The sequence below is a fragment of the Marinobacterium iners genome (assembly GCF_017310015.1).
Taxonomy (GTDB): Bacteria; Pseudomonadota; Gammaproteobacteria; order Pseudomonadales; family Balneatricaceae; genus Marinobacterium; species Marinobacterium iners.
The window spans coordinates 3,906,076-3,927,926 of sequence record NZ_CP022297.1; the positions used below are offsets into that span (position 1 = coordinate 3,906,076).

At 58.4% G+C, this 21,851-nt stretch carries 21 protein-coding genes; 14 read left to right on the forward strand and 7 right to left on the reverse strand.

All coding sequences use genetic code 11. The annotated features are described in order from the left end of the window. Nucleotides 1-2 precede the first annotated feature (2 nt). The 10 genes from pstB (CFI10_RS18375) to phoR all read left to right on the forward strand — a co-directional run bounded on the left by pstB (CFI10_RS18375) (nucleotide 3) and on the right by phoR (nucleotide 11,154). The gene (gene pstB, locus CFI10_RS18375) at nucleotides 3-899 is read left to right on the forward strand and encodes a phosphate ABC transporter ATP-binding protein PstB (RefSeq protein ID WP_175527628.1); all 897 of its coding nucleotides are present in this window, start codon (nucleotides 3-5) and stop codon (nucleotides 897-899) included. Nucleotides 900-988: 89 nt separating this feature from the next. Then, a complete protein-coding gene (locus CFI10_RS18380; protein WP_091826072.1) occupies nucleotides 989-1,963 on the forward strand; it encodes a PstS family phosphate ABC transporter substrate-binding protein in 975 nt (324 codons plus the stop codon). After that, a complete protein-coding gene (locus CFI10_RS18385) occupies nucleotides 1,953-4,169 on the forward strand; it encodes an ABC transporter permease subunit (RefSeq protein WP_206837451.1) in 2,217 nt (738 codons plus the stop codon). Before CFI10_RS18380 ends, CFI10_RS18385 begins: the two co-directional genes overlap by 11 nt. A 10-nt stretch (nucleotides 4,170-4,179) precedes the next feature. After that, nucleotides 4,180-5,847, forward strand: coding sequence for a phosphate ABC transporter permease PstA (pstA, locus tag CFI10_RS18390; RefSeq protein WP_206842288.1), 1,668 nt, complete (start codon nucleotides 4,180-4,182; stop codon nucleotides 5,845-5,847). A gap of 50 nt (nucleotides 5,848-5,897) precedes the next feature. Then, entirely contained in the window at nucleotides 5,898-6,695 is a 798-nt protein-coding gene (pstB, locus tag CFI10_RS18395; RefSeq protein WP_242530207.1) for a phosphate ABC transporter ATP-binding protein PstB, read from the forward strand. Nucleotides 6,696-6,724: 29 nt separating this feature from the next. After that, nucleotides 6,725-7,486, forward strand: a complete 762-nt coding sequence (phoU, locus tag CFI10_RS18400; RefSeq protein WP_091826081.1) for a phosphate signaling complex protein PhoU — start codon at nucleotides 6,725-6,727, stop codon at nucleotides 7,484-7,486. A gap of 70 nt (nucleotides 7,487-7,556) precedes the next feature. Next, nucleotides 7,557-8,102: a chorismate--pyruvate lyase family protein gene (locus tag CFI10_RS18405; RefSeq protein WP_242530055.1), complete on the forward strand. Its 546-nt coding sequence runs from the start codon at nucleotides 7,557-7,559 to the stop codon at nucleotides 8,100-8,102. 16 nt (nucleotides 8,103-8,118) lie between these two features. Then, entirely contained in the window at nucleotides 8,119-9,009 is an 891-nt protein-coding gene (gene ubiA / locus CFI10_RS18410; RefSeq protein ID WP_206837455.1) for a 4-hydroxybenzoate octaprenyltransferase, read from the forward strand. 105 nt (nucleotides 9,010-9,114) lie between these two features. Further along, nucleotides 9,115-9,810, forward strand: a complete 696-nt coding sequence (gene phoB / locus CFI10_RS18415; protein ID WP_091826085.1) for a phosphate regulon transcriptional regulator PhoB — start codon at nucleotides 9,115-9,117, stop codon at nucleotides 9,808-9,810. Nucleotides 9,811-9,855: 45 nt separating this feature from the next. Next, complete coding sequence (gene phoR, locus CFI10_RS18420; protein WP_206837458.1) at nucleotides 9,856-11,154, forward strand: phosphate regulon sensor histidine kinase PhoR; 1,299 nt, start codon at nucleotides 9,856-9,858, stop codon at nucleotides 11,152-11,154. Here the strand turns inward: phoR and cysZ are convergent. Further along, nucleotides 11,108-11,893 (reverse strand): sulfate transporter CysZ, encoded by a 786-nt coding sequence (cysZ, locus tag CFI10_RS18425; protein ID WP_091826090.1) that lies wholly within the window; start codon nucleotides 11,891-11,893, stop codon nucleotides 11,108-11,110. The genes phoR and cysZ overlap by 47 nt on opposite strands. 121 nt (nucleotides 11,894-12,014) lie before the next feature. Between cysZ and CFI10_RS18430 the strand changes: the two genes are divergently transcribed. Beyond that, nucleotides 12,015-12,953, forward strand: coding sequence for an NADP-dependent oxidoreductase (locus CFI10_RS18430; RefSeq protein WP_206837460.1), 939 nt, complete (start codon nucleotides 12,015-12,017; stop codon nucleotides 12,951-12,953). Here CFI10_RS18430 and CFI10_RS18435 read toward each other — a convergent pair. The 3 genes from CFI10_RS18435 to CFI10_RS18445 are packed head-to-tail and all read right to left on the reverse strand — an operon-like array spanning nucleotide 12,942 to nucleotide 14,325. Continuing rightward, nucleotides 12,942-13,439 (reverse strand): hypothetical protein, encoded by a 498-nt coding sequence (locus tag CFI10_RS18435; RefSeq protein ID WP_206837463.1) that lies wholly within the window; start codon nucleotides 13,437-13,439, stop codon nucleotides 12,942-12,944. The two genes, CFI10_RS18430 and CFI10_RS18435, sit on opposite strands and share 12 nt — an antisense overlap. Nucleotides 13,440-13,456: 17 nt before the next feature. Then, complete coding sequence (locus CFI10_RS18440; RefSeq protein WP_091826099.1) at nucleotides 13,457-13,714, reverse strand: hypothetical protein; 258 nt, start codon at nucleotides 13,712-13,714, stop codon at nucleotides 13,457-13,459. Between the two features lie 2 nt (nucleotides 13,715-13,716). After that, nucleotides 13,717-14,325, reverse strand: coding sequence for a YjaG family protein (locus CFI10_RS18445; protein ID WP_091826101.1), 609 nt, complete (start codon nucleotides 14,323-14,325; stop codon nucleotides 13,717-13,719). 139 nt (nucleotides 14,326-14,464) lie between these two features. On the opposite strand from CFI10_RS18445, the gene CFI10_RS18450 reads away from it, so the two are divergent. Next, complete coding sequence (locus CFI10_RS18450) at nucleotides 14,465-15,016, forward strand: TRAP transporter small permease subunit (protein ID WP_091826104.1); 552 nt, start codon at nucleotides 14,465-14,467, stop codon at nucleotides 15,014-15,016. After that, nucleotides 15,013-16,392: a TRAP transporter large permease gene (locus CFI10_RS18455; RefSeq protein ID WP_206837466.1), complete on the forward strand. Its 1,380-nt coding sequence runs from the start codon at nucleotides 15,013-15,015 to the stop codon at nucleotides 16,390-16,392. Before CFI10_RS18450 ends, CFI10_RS18455 begins: the two co-directional genes overlap by 4 nt. Nucleotides 16,393-16,406: 14 nt before the next feature. Here CFI10_RS18455 and rep read toward each other — a convergent pair whose 3' ends face one another. After that, nucleotides 16,407-18,422, reverse strand: a complete 2,016-nt coding sequence (gene rep, locus CFI10_RS18460) for a DNA helicase Rep (protein WP_206837471.1) — start codon at nucleotides 18,420-18,422, stop codon at nucleotides 16,407-16,409. Between the two features lie 227 nt (nucleotides 18,423-18,649). Here rep and CFI10_RS18465 point away from each other — a divergent pair, with 227 nt between their 5' ends. Then, entirely contained in the window at nucleotides 18,650-19,885 is a 1,236-nt protein-coding gene (locus CFI10_RS18465; RefSeq protein WP_206837473.1) for a putative bifunctional diguanylate cyclase/phosphodiesterase, read from the forward strand. On the opposite strand, the gene CFI10_RS18470 is transcribed toward CFI10_RS18465, so the two are convergent. Together CFI10_RS18470 and CFI10_RS18475 are read right to left on the reverse strand one after the other, a co-directional pair. Then, nucleotides 19,854-21,368, reverse strand: coding sequence for a YifB family Mg chelatase-like AAA ATPase (locus CFI10_RS18470; RefSeq protein ID WP_206837476.1), 1,515 nt, complete (start codon nucleotides 21,366-21,368; stop codon nucleotides 19,854-19,856). The genes CFI10_RS18465 and CFI10_RS18470 overlap by 32 nt on opposite strands. 29 nt (nucleotides 21,369-21,397) lie before the next feature. Further along, entirely contained in the window at nucleotides 21,398-21,685 is a 288-nt protein-coding gene (locus tag CFI10_RS18475) for an accessory factor UbiK family protein (RefSeq protein ID WP_091826125.1), read from the reverse strand. Between the last annotated feature and the right edge of the window lie 166 nt (nucleotides 21,686-21,851).

Sequence of the window (21,851 nt, forward strand, 5' to 3'; positions counted from 1 at the left end):
ATATGAACATGACCGCAACTCTGAGTGATAACGCAGCCATGACCAAGACTACAGCCACGGCCACTGAGTCCACTGCCATCGAGAGCAGCTCGGATGCCGGTATTGAAGAGGGCAAAACCGTTGGCAAGCCCTATGCAGCCAAGGAGCCTAAGTTCAAGCTGCGTGACGTGGAAGTATTTTACGGCGCAGATCGGGCAATCAAAAATGTCAGCCTGGATATCGGCAAGAATGAAGTCATTGCCTTCATCGGTCCATCCGGTTGTGGCAAGTCCACCTTCCTGCGCTGCCTGAACCGAATGAACGACAGTATCGACATCTGCAAGGTCAAGGGCAGCCTGCAGCTGGATGATCAGGACATCTATGATCCGCGCCAGGACGTGGTTGAGCTGCGTGCCCGCGTAGGCATGGTGTTTCAGAAGCCCAACCCCTTCCCCAAATCGATCTACGACAACGTGGCCTATGGCCCGCGTATTCATGGTCTTGCCAACCGCAAGTCGGATCTGGACGAAATCGTCGAGAACAGCCTGCGCAAGGCCGGTCTGTGGGATGAGGTGAAGGACCGTCTGGACTCCACTGCCACCGGCATGTCCGGCGGTCAGCAGCAGCGCCTGTGCATTGCCCGTACCATTGCGGTCAACCCGGAAGTGGTACTGATGGACGAGCCCTGTTCGGCACTGGACCCGATCGCCACGGCGAAAGTGGAAGAGCTGATCTCGGAGCTGTCCGAGAGCTATACCATCGTCATCGTGACACACTCCATGCAACAGGCATCTCGTGTATCAGACCGTACAGCCTATTTCCATCTTGGCCATCTGGTTGAGGTCAACGATACTGTGAAGGTGTTCACCGCACCGGAGCACCATATGACCGAAGCCTATATCACCGGTCGTTTCGGCTGATCCGGCGGTGCCGCTAAGTGTACAGCCTGGCTGCCTGCGGCCAGTGCTGTACAATCAGCCACTGACTTGACCCAGCCAGGATTCAGACATTGAAGCACTCCGGACTCTTACTGTTGTTGGGCCTGCTGTTGCTGGCGACAGGAGCCCGCGCGGACGTGAGCAATACGGCCACCGAACTGCAGCCTTACCAGCGCGTTGCCGGCATTTCCGGCAACCTGTCGAGTGTCGGCTCCGATACCATGGCCAGCCTGATGCTGCTCTGGTCACAGGAATTCAATCGTCTGTATCCCAATGTGAATATTCAGCTGCAGGCCCCGGGCTCATCAACGGCTCCGGTAGCCCTGATCGAAGGGACCGCAAGTCTTGCCCCCATGAGCCGCCCCATGCTGGAGCGAGAGCTGTTGGCATTTGAACGCCGACACGGCTACCCCCCAACAGCGATTACCGTCGCAATGGATGCTCTGGCAATCTTCGTACATCAGGACAATCCGGTAGCAGGTCTGAACCTGCAGCAGCTGGATGCGATCTTTTCAGCCACTCGGCGCTGCGGGGGAAAGCTCCGGATTGATCGCTGGCAACAGCTGGGTGTAGAGGGGCAACTCGCAACCCAGCCACTGCTGTTGTACGGCCGCAATGCCGTGTCCGGCACCTATGGCTTTTTCCGTGAACAGGCATTGTGCCGCGGCGACTTTCATAGTCGAGTCAACGAACAGCCAGGGTCGGCCTCGGTGGTTCAGTCGGTGGCAACGGCGTTGAACGCGATCGGTTACTCCAGCATCAACTACCGCAACGCCTCGGTGCGCGTGTTACCGCTGGCACGACTGGGCAATGATTATGTCGTACCTGAGCCAGATAGCTTCATTGATGGCCGCTATCCGCTGGCTCGTCCCCTGTATATGTACATTAACCGACCACCAGGGCAGCCACTTCACCCTTTGGTGCGGGAGTTTCTGCATCTGGTGCTGTCACGTGAAGGGCAGGAAGTGGTCTTGAAAGAGGGCTACACACCATTGCCCGCCAGTGCCATCGCTCGTCAGCTGGGGAAGATATCGGATGTCGACTAGCCCGCTGCCACCGCCTCCAGAGTTGCGTCTCACGACACCACTGCGCAAGCGCTGGCTACAGCTGCGCCGCTACAAGGATCGACTGGCCACGCTGTTCATCATGCTCGGTGGACTGGGCGTGATCCTGTCGGTGTTGATGATCCTGTTCTATTTGTTGTATCAGGTGGTTCCTCTGCTGACATCGGCCCGAATCGTGCCGCTTCAACAGCAGATCGAGCAGCCTTTGACGGGGCAGAGTCTGTACATGGCCCTGGATGCCGAAGGTCGGATCGGCGTACGGCTCACGCAACAAGGTGAGCTGCAATTTTTTCAACCAGCCAGCGGCGCGCTTCTGCAACAACAGAGAATTGCCCTGCCCGACAACAGCCACATTACCGACCTGGCCGATGCCGGCGACGGCCTGATGGTACTGGCACTGAGTGACGGACGCGTGTTGCCGGTGCAGCGACAGTACTCTGGCACGAATAATCTTCAACCGGTTTTACACTACCCACTGGGTATCGAACCCCTGAGCCTGCAACCGGCTCCCGCCGGCCCGCTGGCGGCGGCCGTTAACCAGAAACAGCTGCTGCTGATCAGCTTCCATGACGGCCAATTACATCAGTTCCGCTTTGATCTGAGCCAACCCGGGCCTGCCCCTATACAGTCTGTCAGTCTGCCCACACCTGGTTTCGAGCCACGCAAACTGCTGTTGATGCCACAACAATCCCGATTGCTTGCACTGGGCCCTGAGGGTCGCATTGGTGTAATCCCCCTGCAGGGAGAGGGCCAAACCTACGAAGTGATCCGCGCCGCTCGGGAGGAGATAACGCTGTTTGAGCTGCTGCCGGGGCGGCGCAGCCTGATGCTGGGTGATCAATCGGGTGCCTTGTCACAGTGGTTTTTCGTTCCGGATGAATATAACAGCCTGAAGTTGCAGCAGATCCGTCAATATGACCCCCTGCAGTCAGCACCCAAGCGGCTGGCCGGGCGAGAGCAGGACAACAGCTTCATAACGCTGGAACAGAGCGGAACACTAAGTGTGTACAGCCTGACATCCAGCCGCGCCTTGCTGCGCACCAATCTGCTCGGTGACGAGCCTGACGCGCTGGCGCTGTCTGCGTACAACAGCTTCCTGCTGATGGAGCGCAACAACCGGGTCAGCAGCTGGCAGCTGCAGGCCCCCCACGCCGAAATCACGCTGAGCAGCCTGTGGAGCGAGATCTGGCACGAAGACTACGACGAGCCGGGCTACATCTGGCAGTCATCCACCAATGGCACGGACTCAGCCGCCAAATACAGCTTGGTGCCGCTGGTATTCGGTACGCTCAAGGCTGCACTCTATGCCATGCTGATGGCGACCCCCATGGCGATCTGCGGCGCCATCTATACCGCCTATTTCATGGCGCCGTCCCTGCGCCGCAAAATCAAACCGATGATCGAAATGATGGCCGCCGTTCCTTCTGTGGTTTTGGGTTTTCTCGCCGGTCTCTGGCTGGCGCCGTTCATGCAGGTTCATCTGGCCGCCATCCTGTTACTGGTCCTTCTGCTGCCGATCAGCATTCTGCTGTTCGCCTTCGGGTGGGAAAAAATGCCGCAACGCATCCGTTTCCTGTTGCCTGAAGGCTGGGACGTGATCCTGCTGCTGGGGGTGATTCCGCTGGTGGCCTGGCTGGCCTTCCTACTGGCAGTGCCTATTGAGGCATGGCTTTTTGATGGTCAGCTGGTACTCTGGCTCGGCAATCAGGTGGGTATCAGTTATGACCAACGCAACGCACTGATCGTCGGTATTGCAATGGGGTTTGCCATTATTCCCACCCTGTTTTCCCTCACCGAAGATGCCATTCATGCCGTACCGCGCCACCTCAGTAACGGTGCTCTCGCACTGGGGGCTACCCCCTGGCAGGCGCTGACCTGGATGATCCTGCCTGCTGCCAGCGCCGGTATTTTTTCGGCCCTGATGATCGGCTTCGGGCGTGCCATCGGTGAAACCATGATCGTTCTGATGGTCACCGGCAACACCCCGATCATGGAGATGAACATCTTCGAGGGAATGCGAACCCTCGCCGCCAATATCGCCATCGAAATGCCTGAATCCAGCGTCGGCAGCAGCCATTACCGCGTGCTGTTCCTGACCGCACTGCTGCTGTTCCTGTTCACACTGGTCGTTAACACCATCGCCGAATTGATCCGTCAGCAGCTGCGGAGGAAATACCGTGCGCTCTGATAACCGACTGATGCGATGGTTTCATACCGATACCCCTTGGGTTTGGCTCAATGCCGGTGCCGTTGCACTATGTCTGCTCACCCTGCTGGGTATTCTGCTGCTGATCAGTATTCAGGGGCTGGCCCACTTCTGGCCCAAAGGCCTGTTGCAGGCAGAGGTGACGGCCGACAGTCAGAGTCGGCGCGTCATTGGTGCAGTCATCCGGCATGAGCATGTGAGCGTACGCCAGCTGCAGGAGGCCGGCCTGTCACTCGACTCGGAACAGGCTGAAGTACAGCGCACCCTGATCCACAGCGGCAATCGGGAATTCAGCGACAGCGACTATTTTTGGGTACTGGACAATGCCCTGTCAGAGCGGCACTACCCCGATCATCTGGCTGTATTCGAGCGCACTCGTTGGGGACAGCTGTATGGCTATCTGCGTGGATTGAGCGAAAACGGCACCCTGCTGCAGCAGGGCCCGGACATCGATCAGGACATGCTGTGGCGTGAATTCGAGCAGCGCCGGCAGCGTACCGAGGCACTGCAGCAGGAAATTGATCGCATCGAAAGCAACATGCTTGGGCAGATCAACCGCACGCTGGAACAGTTGCGTCTGGAGCAGCGCCGGCTTGAGCTGCTCGGCCCACTGAAGGTGCCTCAACTGGAGGTTCTGGCCCGGGAACGGGCCGACCTGGAGCAGGACTATCATCTGCTGCAGAAACGGCTGACCCGCCTGCAGCAGCAGGTCACCCGTGACCACTTCCACGTTGAAGTGGCTGATGGACGGGTGCTGGAATTCGCCATGGTGGACGTTATTCGCGCTTACCGCCCGAACGGCATGAGCCTTGTCGACAGGCTGGAACACGTTGGCATCAAGCTGTGGGAGTTCCTGTCTGACTCACCCCGCGAGGGCAATACCGAGGGCGGCGTCTTTCCCGCTCTGTTCGGCACCGTGCTGATGGTGTTGCTGATGTCACTGCTGGTCACGCCATTCGGCGTGCTGGCCGCCGTATACCTGCATGAATACGCTTATCAGGGACGGCTCACCCGAATCATTCGCATCGCCGTCAACAACCTTGCCGGGGTACCTTCCATTGTATACGGCATTTTCGGGCTCGGCTTTTTCGTCTATTTTCTGGGGGGCAGTATCGATGCGCTGTTTTTCCCGGAAGCCCTGCCAGCACCGACCTTCGGCACTGGCGGCCTGCTATGGGCATCGGCCACCCTGGCCCTGTTGACACTGCCGGTGGTGATCGTGGCCACCGAAGAGGGGTTGCGCACCATTCCGTCCAGCCTGCGCGAAGGCGCCCTGGCACTGGGTGCAACCCGGGCGGAAACCCTGTGGAGAGTCGTGTTGCCCATGGCCAGCCCGGCCATGATGACGGGAGTTATTCTGGCGATCGCCAGGGCTGCTGGTGAGGTCGCGCCACTGATGTTGGTAGGAGTGGTCAAGCTGGTCCCCCAGCTGCCTGTAGACGGACATTTCCCCTATCTGCACCTGGACCAGAAATTCATGCACCTTGGTTTTCACATTTATGATGTCGGTTTCCACAGCGCCAACACTGAAGCCGCTCAGCCACTGGTCTATGCTACCGCTTTGCTGTTGTTGCTGGTGATCCTGCTGCTGAACCTGTCAGCAATCCTGATGCGCAACCATCTGCGGGCCCGATTCAGAACACTGGAACCGGAACTCTAGCGTGCAACCTTCATCAACGGAGCTATGCCTTGATACGCCTGGACACACAGATATCGGCCGATCCGGCTACCACCAGCCCTGAATCTGACCTCCCGGACACCCGGCTGCAAGTGCGGGACCTCAGCCTGCGCTATGGCGATAGCCGTGCGCTGAGCAATATCAATCTGGATCTTCCCGGCAACCGAGTAACCGCCTTTATAGGCCCGTCCGGCTGCGGCAAGTCGACTCTGTTGCGCTGTTTCAACCGCATGAGTGAGCTGGCAGCAGACTGTAATATTTCTGGAACAATTCTGCTGGATAATGAAGATATTTACGCTCGATCAGTCAATGTGGCAGAGCTGCGACGTCGGGTCGGCATGGTGTTCCAGAAGCCCAATCCGTTTCCGGCTTCGGTGTATGAAAATGTCAGCTTCGGCCTCAAGATTCAGGGCATCCGCAAAAAGCGAGTGGTGGATGAAACCGTTGAATGGGCGCTGCGTTCGGCAGCACTCTGGGACGAGGTCAAGGACCGACTGCACGAGAGTGCGTTGGGACTGTCCGGGGGGCAGCAACAGCGCCTGGTGATCGCCCGCACCATCGCCATTCGCCCCGAGGTCCTACTGCTGGACGAACCGGCCTCGGCACTGGACCCAATCTCGACACTTAAGATCGAGGAACTGATTCATGAACTGAAACGTGACTTCACCATCCTGATTGTCACACACAACATGCAGCAGGCTGCCCGCGTATCCGATTACACCGCCTTTCTGCATCAGGGGCGTCTGATCGAATTTGGCGAGACCGAGAAGCTGTTTACCCGGCCGTCCAGACGACAGACTGAAGATTACATCACCGGACGCTATGGCTAGGCCAGCTGTCCGTAACGGAGACAAACACTGTGGAACTGGAAAAAGACAACTACTCAACCCACATCTCCCAGCAGTTCAACGAAGAGCTGGAAACCATCCGTACCCAGATGCTGACCATGGGCGGCATGGTGGAACATCAGGTCAATGACGCCATCGAAGCGCTGCTGACAGCGGATGTGGATCGTGCCGAGGCGTCACGCAAGGTCGACCAGCAGACCAATGCCATGGAGCTGATGATCGATGATCTTTGCACCACTACCATCGCCCGACGTCAGCCGGCAGCCAGCGACCTGCGTCTGATCGTGTCGATCAGCCGTGCCGTATCCGATCTCGAACGCATTGGTGATGAAGCGTCCCGCATCTGCAGACAAGCAATCGAACTGGCACAGAGCGGCACTTCGCAACGCGGTCATCAGGAAGTGCGCCACATCGGCAATCTGGTGCGCGACATGGTACGCAACGTCCTGACCGCCTTCGCTCGCAATGATATCGAGATGGCCTACCTGGTCGCCAAACAGGACAAGGAAGTGGACCGTGAATACCGCACGGCCATGCGCTCACTCGTGACCTATATGATGGAAGACCCGCGTGCGATCTCTTCCGTACTGAGTGTCATCTGGGCTCTTCGCAGCCTTGAACGCATCGGTGACCATGCCCGTAACCTGGCCGAGCATCTGATCTATCAGGTCAGCGGTACCGACGTGCGCCACCGCAGCCTGAAGCAGATCCGCCAGACCGTTGAGGACGAAGCCGACACACTGCTGAGCGATGAAAGCAGCACAGAAGAGTAACCCGCACTACAGCACTTGAGTGGGTGAAAATGCTAGACTTGGGGCCGTCTCACTAACGGAAGCCCTTCAGGTGTCAGCACGCGAATCTCTGCTCATCCATTCTCCCCACCGGCACTGGCTGCTTGCGGGCAGCAGCAGTTTCCAGGTGCCGGCACACTGGCGTCCCTGGCTTTATGACTCGGGCTCGCTGAGCCAGCGCCTGCAGCGTGCGGCCGGGGGCGAGTTCAGCGTTCGCGTGCTGAGCGAATGCTGGCAGTATCCGAGCGCCGACGAGGCACGGGCACTCGGGATCAGCCCACGACGTCGCGCTCTGATTCGGGAGGTTGAGCTGCTGGGCCGTAATGCCGAACCCTGGGTGTTCGCTCGAACGGTCATTCCCGCCACCACGCTGACCGGGGTGGAGCGACGCCTGCTGCGACTGGGCTCGCGTTCCCTCGGTTCCTACCTGTTCCGTGACCCCAGCCTTGAACGTGCCCCGCTGCGCGCCTGCCGGCTGCAAGACAGCGGCGGGCAGCACTATTGGGCACGACGCTCCGTGTTCCGTCTGCACCACAAGCCCTTGCTGGTATGCGAAGTTTTTCTCCCGGCCATGGAGCACGTACAATACCCGCTCTGACCGCTCAGGAGTGATCATGCAGGCAACGACCCCGTCACAGCACCCATTAAAGCAGAAGCTGCAGGCCTATGTGCACCTGATGCGTGCCGACCGACCGATCGGCACCTACCTGCTGCTCTGGCCGACCCTGTGGGCACTCTGGATCGCATCGGAAGGCCTGCCGGCGCTGGATCTGCTGCTGATCTTTTGTCTGGGTGTGTTCCTGACCCGCTCTGCCGGCTGTGTCATCAACGACTTTGCCGACCGACATATTGATGGCCACGTCAAACGCACCCTCAATCGTCCACTGCCATCAGGCCGAGTCCGTGAGCGTGAAGCGATCTATCTTTTCTGCGGTCTGATGCTGGTCTCGTTTCTGCTGGTGCTGATGACAAACGGCATGACCATCCTGATGTCCTTCGGCGGCCTTGCATTGGCGTTTATCTACCCGTTCATGAAACGCTATACTCACCTGCCACAGCTGGTGCTGGGAGCGGCTTTTGGCTGGGCCATTCCAATGGCGTTTACCGCCACTCAGGAAACACTGCCGCTGACCGCCTGGCTGCTCTACCTGGCCAAGCTGCTCTGGACCGTGGCCTATGACACCCAGTATGCCATGGTGGATCGTGACGATGACCTGAAAATTGGCGTCAAATCCACTGCAGTGCTGTTTGGCCGCCACGACCGTCTCATCATCGCCCTGCTGCAACTGGCCACTCTGGTAGTGATGCTCTGGGTAGGTCAGATTGAGCAACTGGGGCTCTGGTATTGGCTGGGGCTGGCCGGTGCCGCCACCCTGTTTGTCTACCAGCACTGGCTGATCCGCGCCCGCGAACGGATGCCCTGCTTCCGCGCCTTCCTCAACAACCACTATGCCGAGCTGTTGGTGCTGCTCGGCCTGATACTGGAATACGCGCTGCGCACCTGAGCCGACACTGACAAGTGAAAGAAAATCTGCCAATGTCATATTTGTGTAACCAAAACGTCTTGTAATACCAGACTCTGATTAAATGTCTGTAAAAGAGGCAGAAACATGTCTGCGTCCAAACGCGTACTGATCGTTGATGACGAAGCACCGATCCGCGAAATGATTGCGGTAGCATTGGAGATGGCAGGTTACGAATGTGATGAGGCAGACAGTGCCCAGTCCGCTCATGCCCGCATCGTCGATAACAAACCCGATATGCTGTTGCTGGACTGGATGATGCCCGGTACCAGCGGTATCGAGTTCGCCCGCCGCCTGCGCAAGGATGAAGTGACGGCTGACATCCCGATCATCATGCTGACTGCAAAGGCCGATGAGGACAACAAGATTCAGGGGCTGGAAGCCGGTGTGGATGACTACATCACCAAGCCGTTCTCGCCACGTGAGCTGGTCGCACGACTCAAGGCCGTGCTGCGCCGCGCCACACCCAAGGGGGTGGAAGAGCCGGTCACGGTGGACAGTCTGACTCTGGACCCTGTTTCGCATCGCGTTACTGCAGAGAGCCGACCGCTGGAGCTTGGGCCAACCGAATTTCGCCTGCTGCAGTTTTTCATGACACATCCGGATCGTGCCTATACCCGCAGCCAGCTGCTGGATATGGTGTGGGGCGGCAATGTATATGTGGAAGAGCGTACCGTCGATGTCCACATTCGCCGCCTGCGCAAGGCGTTGGGCGAGCGTCACGACTATCTGGTACAGACGGTACGTGGCACCGGATATCGTTTCTCGGCACAGGTGGCCTGATCGGCTTCGGTCACCACATTCACAGGATCGGAATGGAATGACTTCATGCACATAGCGCGGCACTCGCTGCTGATGAGCCTGCTGCTCAGTGCCGGTCTGGGCCTGATTCTGGGTGCGGTGCTGGGCTTCCCGATTGCCGGCATCACCCTTGGCATGATCGTGTGGGCCGTGATTCAGATCCGTCGCTTCAATGTCCTGCGTGAGTGGCTGGTCGGCGATACATCTGAAGAGCCACCCGAGCTGCCCGGTGCCTGGGGCGAAATTCTGGACGCGTTGGCACGCATGCAAAAGCGCACTCAGGCACGCGAAGCTTCTTTGCGCAACGTCATCTCACGCTTTCAGCAGTCTTCAGCGGCCCTGCCCGATGCAGTCATCATCATCGATCGCAACAATAACCTGGAATGGTGGAATCTGGCCGCCGAGCGGCTGCTTGGGCTGCGTCATGCATCCGACCGAGGCAAGCCGCTGCTGAATCTGGTACGTGATCCCGTATTTGTGGATTACTACCGCAAGGGCCGCTATCAGGAGCCGCTGGAGCTGCCATCACCGCTGGGCGGTGATACCCGACTGCAGTATCAGATCAGCCTTTTTGGCGCGGATGATCGCCTGCTGGTGGCCCGTGACATCACCCGACTGACCCAGCTGGAGCAGACTCGGCAGAACTTCGTGGCCAACGCATCGCATGAACTGCGCACCCCACTGACGGTCATTCGGGGTTACCTTGAAACCTTCCTCGATCAGGACCTGCCCAAACCGCTGATGCGGGGGCTCAGTCAAATGCAACAGCAAGCGCGACGAATGGAAAACCTGGTCCAGGATCTGTTGCTGCTGTCGCGACTGGAGGCCACCTCACGTCAGGCCGCCACGCTCAAGCCAGTGCTGATCCAAAGCCTGATCAGCCATATTCATGAAGATGCCGTTACCCTTTCAGGAGAGCGCCAGCATCAATTCGAGCTGCAGATAGATCCACAACATGACCTGCTGGGTGTTCCGGCAGAGCTACAGAGTGCGCTGTCCAATCTGGTGTTTAATGCCGTGCGTTATACGCCCGATGAGGGCCATATCCTGATCCGCTGGTGGGCTGATGCCAAAGGCGGCTATTTCAGTGTGACCGACAGCGGTATCGGGATAGAGGCACGCCACATTCCTCACCTCACCGAGCGTTTCTATCGCGTGGACGACAGCCGCTCGTCCGCCAGTGGCGGTACCGGGCTTGGGCTGGCCATCGTCAAGCATGTATTGATGCGCCTTGGCGCCCGGCTGGAGATCGACAGCAAGCCTGGCAGGGGCAGCTGCTTCAGCTGCCATTTCCCCGCTGAGCTGGTAGTGCCGCCCCGGGATTGATATCCCTGGCTTCGGCGGCATACTCCTCCACCCAGAAAATAGTCGCGCCCACAACCGCCGCCGGCATCAAAAACAGATTCAGCACCGGCACCAGCATACCCAGCTGAACCAGCCCGCCAAACCCGATCGATGTTACTCGACGCGCCTTCATCAACTGCTTCATCTGTGGAAAGCTGACCTTGTTGTTGTCCATCGGGTAATCGCAGTATTGAATCGACATCATCCAGGCCCCGAACAGAAACCAAAGCAGTGGCGAGAGCAGATTCAGGCCCGGTATAAACGTAATCAACAGCAACAGCAGAAAGCGTGGCAGATAGTAGCCCAGCTTCTGCAGCTCCCGCTGCAGCGCCCGTGGAATCATCGCCAGCACCGCGCCCCAGCCCTCATCCACCAGCGGGGCACCGCGCAGCCTATGCTCCACCTTTTCGGCCAGAAAGCCGTTAAAGGGCGCTGCTATCAGATTGGCCACGATGGAAAAGCCGTAATACACCCCCACCATCACCACCAGGGCGAACAGGGGCCAGAAAAGCCAATAGAGAAAACCGGCCCAGTCAGGCAGATATCCCAGCCCATACTCGACCCAGTGGGTGAATTGCTGAATCAGCAGCCAAATGGCGGCAATGAACAGCAACAGGTTGATCAGCAGCGGTACCAGCACAAAACGCCGAATACCCGGTTGCGGCAGCATGGCCGCTCCACGCAGCAGATAACTGCCGCCACGTATGGGGTTTCCCTTCATCTTGCCTCCTGAAGGTGATCACATAGCATTTGCCGACATGGCAGGATCACTTTACTCTTGGTATCAGTTAACGTTTGATGACGGCGGCTCACACCAGCCGAACAATCCGGGGAGAGTACACATGAAAGCGATCCGTATCCACGTCTTTGGCGGGCCCGAAAACCTGCAGCTCAACGAGCTGGAACAGCCACAACCGGGGCCGGGTGAGGTACTGATCCGCAACCACGCGGCCGGAGTGAACCCGATCGACTGGAAAACCTGCTCCGGTGGTGGCGCCAGCAGTTTCATTGAAGCCCTGCCCTTTTGCCCCGGTTGGGAGTTCGCCGGCCGTGTTGAAGCTCTGGGTGACGGCGTCAACAACGTGCGTCAGGGTGATGAAGTCATGGGGTTTATCCGCTTTCCGCAGCCGGCCGGCTGCTATGCCGAGTATCTGATCGCCCCGGCTGACCAGATCTGTCAGCGCCCCAGTGCACTGGATTCGGTAACCGCAGCAGGACTCGGACTGGCGGGCCTGACCGCCTGGCAAGCCCTGTTTGAAGTCGGTGAGCTAAAAGGAGGTCAGTCGGTTCTGGTACTCGCAGCTGCGGGCGGCGTCGGCCATCTGGCAGTACAACTGGCGAAGTGGAAAGGCGCCTATGTGATCGGCACAGCTTCACATGGCAACAAGGCATTCCTGCAAAGCCTGGGCTGTGACGACATCATCGATTACCAGCGTCAGCAGGTAGACAACCTGATTCATGACGCTGACCTGATTATCGATGGTGTTGGCGGTGAAACGGCCATCCGTGCCCTGAGCTGTCTGCAGCCCCATGGCAAAATGATCACCCTGCCTTCCGTCACGGCTGCCGAGGTGATCGCAGCCGGTGAGGCCAAAGGGCTTAAAGTGAGCGGCATTCGTGCCCGACCGGATGCCGGCCAGTTACATGAGCTGGCAATGCTGGCGTCCAGCGGCAAGGTGATGTTGAACCTGACCGACAACTTGCCGCTGGATCAGGCAGCCGAGGCACACCGCCTGAGCGCCACCGGGCATGTGCGCGGCAAACTGGTGTTAACCATCTGATTCGGGTTTAGGCAGGGATGCCGCCGTTTCATCTTCTGCCGGGCCACAGAACAGCTGCTGCTGACGCATCAGCAGGCGGCAGCCTTCGCCGCGGATGTTGCGGCCCCAACACTCATCCTTGGCCCAGGCCTTGTCATCTTCGGTCGGCTCTTCACGAAAACCCGGTACCGCTTCGCAGAAACCCTCGCTGGTCTGTGCGGTTTCCAGGCAGGCCCGGAGAAAGCGGCCATAGTTGACAGTGCAGTCAAACCCAGTGCAGCCGTCAAAGTTGCTCAGGCTTTGCTCCAGACAGGTTTGCTGATTATTCAATCGACCGAACGCCAGCCCATCATTGCGCCAGTTGGTAGCCGCCTCGGCACGTTCGGCATTGAATTCGGCCAGCCACTCGGCCTTCATCGACTGCCACCAGCTCGGGTTGACCTGCCACAAAAACAGAACGAACAGCAGGGGCAGCACGACCAGTATCAGCAGAATTTTTTTCCACATGCAGAAACTCCTGAGGATTAACGACGCCGGTACAGGCCTGCGATACACAAAAGCAGCCCCAGCACTGAAAGCAGCATGCCACCGTTAACCAGCAGTGGGTGCCGCGCCATATAGGGTACAAAAGGGTGCTGCCGTTCGGTGTCACAGCGCGCTTCGATATAGTCCCAAGAGCCGCCACTGTCGAGACAGGCCTCGACCAGCGACAGGTCATACAGGTAAGCACCCATCAGCAGCATACCCGGCAACACCAGCAATAACAGACCGAGCTTGAGCATGATCAGTCGTCTTCGTCGCTGATGCCGATGTTGCTGACACCCTCATTGCGCGCCAACTCACGCAACTCGCGCACAAATGCTGCACTCGGCTGTTTTTGATTCTGCAGCCGTTCGATCACTTCGTCACGAAAGCCATCTTCGGCCTGCATCAGCTCATGGGTATTGATTAGCCTGACCAGATCCTCGTCAGACAGCTCGTCATCACTTTCGGTGACTTCGATAAAGGTCGCCACACTTTCGCGGGACAGCTGGCCCACGTTAGCAGCCTCTGAGCGGTCTTTTTCCAGCAGGCAGTTGATAGTGGCATTCAGTGCTACGATTGCGTCCAGTGCCGGCAGGGCACCATACATGTCGTACTCATCCAGGTCCGGCATGTTGGCTTCCACCTGATCCAGCTGGACCTCAAAGTTTACCCTGGCACCGGTGCCAGCCAGGCTATCCCAAACGCCATCCAGCAGCAGACGCATTCGAGCCGGGTCACCAAAGTTGACCAGCCGGGCAAAGAGGGCAAAGTTGGGGAACATGCGCTCCGTCAGTGCCGCGGAAAAGGCGGTCAACTGCCAGGGTTCAAATGTCTCCAGCTCGCGCTCCAGGTTCAGCATTTCGCTCATCAGTGTCTCCGCTTGGGATGTGTTGAGGTCTATTGTACGGCACAGCCGGCTCAAGCTGTAGTCATCTGCATTAATGCCATACCAGACTTTACTGATATACTTTCGCACCGTTGTCACACTCACAGAATCGAGAAATACAATGAGCCAATCTCATCCCGCTGCAGTGCTGGTGCGCTGCCTGGACTGCTTCAGTGAATGGACCGGGCGCACGGTCGCCTGGATGACCCTGCTGATGGTATTGGGTACCTTCGTTGTCGTCGTACAGCGCTACGTGTTCAATCAGGGCAATACGGCACTGCAGGAATCCATCATTTACATGCACAGCCTAGTGTTTCTGCTGGGAGCTGCCTACACCCTGAAGCACGACGGCCACGTGCGCGTGGACATCATTTATCGTCCGCTGGGCGAGAAGGGCAAGGCCTGGATAAACCTGTTCGGCACCCTGTTTCTGCTTATGCCGGTGTGCATTTTCATTTTCTGGATGTCCTGGGACTATGTAGCATCATCCTGGTCCATCAAGGAAGCCTCGCAAGAATCAGGCGGTCTGGCCTATCGCTATCTGCTTAAAACCGCACTACTCGTCATGCCTGCCATGATGATCCTGCAGGGACTGGCAGAACTGCTGCGCAGCCTTCTGGTGATCAGCGGCAACGCCCATCTGCCCGCTGCTGAAGAGGAGCACGCACTGTGATCGAGTATTTGCCTCTGCTGCTGTTTGTCGGCGCCATTTTCATTCTGCTGATGGGCTATTCCGTTGCCTTCGCGTTGGCCGGCACAGGCCTGTTGTTTGCCGGCGTCGGCATTTTGACCGGTCACTTTGACAGCGTGTTTCTGCAGGCTGTGCCCAACCGCATCTTCGGTGTGATGTACAACGAAGTCCTGATTGCGGTGCCTCTGTTCGTATTCATGGGAGTAATGCTGGAGAAATCGAAGATCGCCGAAGAGCTGCTGGATACCATGGCGGCGCTGTTCGGTTCCATGCGCGGCGGTCTCGGCATCTCCGTGACATTGGTGGGAATGCTGCTGGCCGCCAGTACCGGCATCGTGGGCGCTACGGTTGTGACCATGGGGCTGCTGTCGCTGCCAACCATGCTGCGCCGGGGCTATGACCCGGCCGTTGCCACCGGTACCATCTGCGCCTCGGGCACGTTGGGCCAGATCATTCCACCCTCAATCGTACTGGTGCTGTTGGGGGATGTGATCTCGTCTGCCTACCAACAGTCGCAGATCGATCGGGGCATTTTCTCGCCGGATACTGTCACCGTGGGAGATCTGTTCCTTGGCGCGCTGATTCCGGGCCTGCTGCTGGTGATCGCCTATATCGGCTACATGGTGTTTGTAGCGATCACCCGCCCAAAGGCGGTACCGGCCATTCCCGCTGAAGAGTTAAGCCAGATCACCAACCTCTGGATGCGTGCACTGAAGGCTCTGCTGCCGCCTGTGCTGCTGATCGGGCTGGTACTCGGGTCCATTCTGGGCGGTTTTGCGACGCCCACCGAGGCCGCCTCGGTGGGTGCTGTGGGTTCCATTCTGTTGGCGATGATGCGTCGGGCATTCAGCCTCAAGACCCTTCACGCAGTAATGCGCTCCACCACTCAGGTCAGTTCCATGGTGTTCATGATCCTGATTGGCGCATCAATCTTTTCGCTGGTGTTCCGTGGCTACGGCGGTGACGAGATGGTGAGCGACTTCCTCACAGACCTGCCCGGTGGCGTTGTCGGCGCCATGGCGGTAGTGATGTTGATCGTGTTCCTGCTCGGCTTCTTCCTCGACTTCATCGAGATCACTTTTGTGGTGGTGCCGATTGTGGCGCCGATTCTGCTGAGCATGGGGCTGGACCCGATCTGGCTGGGTGTCATGCTGGCGATCAACCTGCAGACCTCTTTCCTGACACCGCCGTTCGGCTTTGCCCTGTTCTATCTGCGCGGGGTGGCGCCCGACAGCGTGTCCACCGGACAGATCTACAAGGGTGTGGTGCCATTCATCATGATTCAGTTGCTGGTACTGGCGCTGATTGCTTGGCAGAGCGGGCTGGCCACCTGGCTGCCTCACGCCGTTTACGGCTGAGGCGGAGGGGCTGCTCAGAGGTCATCCAGCAACCCCTTGAGCCCGCTCAGTGTCGCACGACCGCGGGCCCGGTTCTGTTCCGGGCTCGCTTCACCCAACCCCTCACGCTCCAGATCTTCCTGCGGCAATTCATCAATGAATCGACTGGGTGTGCAGTCCATCCATTCGCCAAACTGCCGCCGCTGTTTAGCCAGCGTCATGGTGAGTGTTTTCTGCGCCCGGGTAATGCCCACGTAGGCCAGCCGGCGCTCCTCCTCGATGGTATCCATTTCGATGCTGTTACGGTGCGGCAGCAGCTCCTCTTCCATACCCAGCAGAAATACATGGGGAAACTCCAGCCCCTTGGAGGCATGCAGGGTCATCAGCTGTACCCGATCAGAATCGTCTTCTTCCTCCTGCCGGTTGAGCATGTCCAGCAGCACCAGCCGAGCAATCGCATCCTCAATACCTGCGCCTTCGTCTTCTTCCTGCAGCCGCTCCAGCGTGGACTGCAGCGACTCGATCAGAAAGTAGACATTCTGCATCCGCTTCTCGGCCACCACATCGCTGGAGGCGTTCTGACGGATCCAGCCAGGGTAATCGATCTCGTCCATCAGTTCATGGATGGCAGCGATGGGGTCACCGTCACGGCAGCGCTGATACAAACGGTCGATCAAATCACAGAAGCGGCGCAGCCGTTCCACCGCCTGTGCCGGCAAGACCTGCTCCAGCCCCAGCTCGCCACACGCGTCGAACAGACTGACTTCACGCCCGGACGCGTATTCGCCCAGACGTTGCAGGGTACTGGGGCCGATCTCGCGCCGCGGCAGGTTGATGATGCGCAGGAAAGCGTTGTCATCATCGCGGTTGATCAACACTTTAAAGTAACTCATCAGGTCTTTGATTTCGGCCCGGGCGAAGAAGGAGGTCCCACCGCTAAGTTTGTAGGGCACCTGATAGTGCTGCAGCTTCATCTCAATCAGACGAGCCTGATGGTTACCACGATACAGCACGGCAAAATCACGGAAGCCGATCCGTTCACGCAGATGACGATCGAGAATTTCGGTGGCGATTCGCTCCGCCTCGGCATCATCGTTGCGGGTATGAATCACCCGGATCGGGTCGCCGTAGCCCATCTCGCTCCACAGAGTTTTCTCGAACACATGCGGGTTGTTGGCGATCAGGGTGTTGGCCGCTTTCAGAATGCGGCTGGTGGAGCGGTAGTTCTGTTCCAGCTTGACCACCTTGAGGCTGGGAAAGTCGGTCTGCAGCTGGGCCAGGTTCTCCGGCCGAGCACCGCGCCAGGCGTAGATCGACTGGTCATCATCCCCCACTACGGTGAGACCGCTGCGGTGCCCCACCAGCAGGCGTACCAAACGGTACTGGGACAGGTTGGTGTCCTGATATTCATCCACCAGCAGGTACTGAATACGGCGCTGCCAGCGTTCCAGCACATCGGAATGGTTGCTGAACAGTTGCACCGGCAGCAGGATCAGGTCGTCAAAGTCCACCGCGTTGTAGGCTCGCAGATGGCGGTCGTAGGCCTCGTAGGCGCGTGCTGCCAGAATATCCTGTGGCAGCTGAGCCTCTGCCAGCGCCTGATCCGGCGTCAGCATGTCATTTTTCCAGTTGGAGATCCGGTGCTGCACCTCATTGAGCTGGTCGGTATCTTCGTCATTCTGCAGCATCAGATCACGCAGCAGTGCCTTGCTGTCCTGATCATCAAACAGCGAAAATCCGCTTTTCAGTCCCAGATGCTTGCGTTCACGGCGAATGATCGACAGCCCCAGGGTATGAAAGGTAGACACGGTGAGGCCTCGCCCTTCCTGTTTGCCAAGCAACTGGCTAACGCGCTCCTTCATTTCACGCGCGGCCTTGTTGGTAAATGTGACGGCGGCGATGCGACGCGCTTCGATGCCCGCGTCCTGCACCATCCAGGCAATTTTCCGCGTGATCACACTGGTTTTGCCAGATCCGGCACCGGCCAGAACAAGCAGAGGGCCGCCGATGTAGTGCACCGCCTCGCGCTGGCGTGGATTGAGTCTGCTCATGTCACCTCGAAAAAATTAAACCCGGATCGATACCGGCCGATACAGTTTTGATACAGCTGTTTGCTGTAATACTGCAAACAGAAGGCTGGATCGCGTACTTCTGGCCATCACCAAAGCGTGATAACCTCGAACGTCGATCATGGCAATCGCCTATTATGACATGGCCCCCTGATGAAATTCAGACCCTCTGCGGAGGTATTATTCAGGTGTAAAGGGGAAACAGTACCATGCTGGCAGATGATGAGCCGCTAAACCCGACAGAACCCGGACACCCAGCTCTGGTACTGATCAGCGAGTCTGATGTACTGGAAACAAGCTGGCGAAGCTGGCTGGAACCCTGGTGGCAAGGGCACCTGTATCGCTGCCGCTCCCCAGAAGCCGCCGTCCCCATCCTGCAACAGTTTTCTTCTTTGATCATCCTGTTGGAAACCGATTGCCCAGAGCACGCCAGCCGCACACTGAACCACCTTCGCAAGCACTGCCCCATTGCCCCTTCTGTATTATTGCTGAAAGAGCCGCCTGACCAGCGCTGGCAGGCGTTGCTGACGGACCCCTGTAACGATCACATTCTGTCCTCCGGAGCCTGTGAAACCACATTGCACCGCGTGCTGCGCTACTGCAGCAACCTGCTGCAGTGCCATGATCGATTGCGCAAGCTGGAACAGCTGCAGAACCCTGAACCCACATCCAGCTATAACCCCGAACTCTGGCGCGCTCTGCAGCGGGAAGAGTTTGTGCTCTTCTATCAGCCACGCATCGACCTGCACGAAGGCAGTATCTGCGGCGCCGAGGTATTGATCCGTTGGCAGCACCCCAAGCGCGGTCTGCTCACTCCGGATCATTTTATTCCCGACTGCGAGGCTTCAGGGCTGGTGGTGCCACTCGGCTACTGGGTCATTCAACAGGTGGGCAAGTCACTGCCGAACATGCTGGCCTCTGGGTTGAAGGGTCGTATTGGTGTCAACCTGTCGTTCCGACAGTTTCAGGATCGCTTTCTCGCGACCACCATTGAACGCCTGATCAAACAGCACTTGATCGATACCCGAACCCTGGAGTTCGAGTTGACCGAAACGGCACTGTGCAGTGACGAAGAACATGTACGTGAATCGATCACCCAACTCAGCGCGCTGGGTGTGGAATTTTCACTGGATGACTTCGGTACCGGATACTCTTCATTCAGCCTGCTGCAGAAGCTGCCGGTGGCCACGCTCAAGATCGACAAGTCCTTCGTTGCCGGCATACCCGGTAACACGGACGATGAGGAGATCGTGCGTGCCATGATCAGCCTGGCTCACAACCTGAACAAACAGGTGATTGCAGAAGGGGTCGAAAACCGCGAGCAGCTGGAGTTTCTGATTCGGCATGAGTGTGATCAGGTTCAGGGCTACTTCTTCAGCCGCCCCATCTGCGAAGAGCAGTTTCTGGCCCTGCTTAGTCGCAGTCAGCGCCAGCAAGCCCCCTGAAAGCCAGTGCCTCCAGCAGTTGTTCCTGACCCACTCGTTCTTCTCCCGCCAGATCTGCCAACGTCCTGGCCACCCGCAACAAACGATGACAGGCCCTGGCCGAAAGCTGGGTCTGCTGCATCACCCTGACCAGCAAGGCGCGAGTCGCATCATCAAGCGCACAATATGCTTCGAGATCACGGCCTCCAAGTTCTCGGTTCATGCAGCCCTGCCGCTCCAGCTGCCGTACGTGGGCTGCTACCACCCGCTGACGCACACGAGCACTGGACTCCCCCGGCTGATCCGGCTGCAGCAGTGCTTCGGGTGGCAGTGCCGGCACCTGCAGCTGCAGGTCGACCCGATCCAGCAAAGGGCCGGAGATCTTTTGCTGGTAGCGCCGAATCTGGTCGGGGGTGCAGATACAACGGTCCGTCCCATCGTCATGATAGCCACAGGGGCAGGGGTTCATCGCCGCCACCAGCTGAAATCGGGCCGGGTAGCGGGTCTGCCGCGCTGCACGGGAGATCAGTATCTCGCCTGTTTCCAGTGGCTCACGCAAGACCTCAAGTACACGGCGCGGATACTCGGGCAATTCATCCAGGAACAGAACCCCCTGATGCGCCAGCGATATTTCACCGGGACGGGGGTGACTGCCACCACCCACCAGCGCAATCGCCGAGGCCGTATGGTGTGGTGCCCTGAAACTGCGCACGCCATGACAGGCTGGTCGAACATCATGCCCGGCAACGGAGCAGATTGCGGCCACTTCAAGCTGCTGTTCAGTCTCAAGTGGCGGCAATAATCCCGGCAACCGTGCCGCCAACATACTTTTACCGCTGCCGGGCGGCCCGGAAAACAACAGGTTGTGTCCCCCTGCAGCCGCCACCTCCAGCGCCCGACGCGCCTGCAGCTGGCCTTTCACATCGGCCAGATCAGGCCCTTCCTCAACAGGTGTAACAGAGAGCGAGCCCAGCACCGGCTCCAGCCGCTGCTTGCCGGTCAGATGCGCCACCAACTCCAGCAAATGGCCCACCGCAAACACTTCCGTGCGCTGTGCCATCACTGCTTCAGCCGCATTATCAAGTGCCACTATCAGGCTGCGGCCGCTGCGACCTGCCGCCACGGCAGCCGGCAGAACTCCCCTTACCGGTCGTACCGCACCGGACAGCGCCAGCTCACCGATCATTTCGGTTGCTTCGCTGCCCTTCCAGCGCTTCAACTGGCCGGATGCCAGCAGGATACCCACGGCAATCGCCAGATCATAACGGCCACCTTCCTTGGGCAGATCAGCCGGTGCCAGGTTGATGGTGATACGGCGCTGAGGAAAGTCGAATCCGGCCGTAATAAGGGCACTGCGTACCCTTTCACGGCTTTCCTTGACCGCCGTTTCCGGCAGACCAACGATCGACATTGAGGGCAGGCCACCCGACAGATGCACCTCAACGGTGACCGCTGGCGCCTCGATTCCGAGCTGGGCTCGGGTATGAATAACAGCAAGTGACATGACACGATCCTTGTGTCGCTGGAAAGGGTTCAGAGTTGAGTATCGTTATCCGTCGCTGCCGGAGCAGGGTTCTCCACCGACGGTTCAAGTGCCGCCAGGCGCTGCTCAAGCTGTTCAAGCTTATCGCGAGTGCGCATCAGCACCGCCTGCTGTGCTTCAAACTCATCCCGGGTTACCAGATCCAGTTTGGCAAAGGTTCCCTGCAGCATGCTGCGCACCTGGCTTTGCAGCTCTTGCTGACCGGGAAGGTCCGGGCGTCCGGCCAGCAGCTGGCTAAACTGGCCGGAGAGGCTATCGATCAATTTCTGGTGGATCATCCGGGGCTCCTGCACAAGGTTGCATCTCAATGCCGCTACTATAAACCAGATCGGCCTCGGCGTCAGATTCCAGAACGTGCACCAAAAGAGCACTTGCACCAAACCAGTGCATAAAAACAGACCTGTATCACCCGCATATCATTCGAAAATGCCCTTTCAGTCCTCA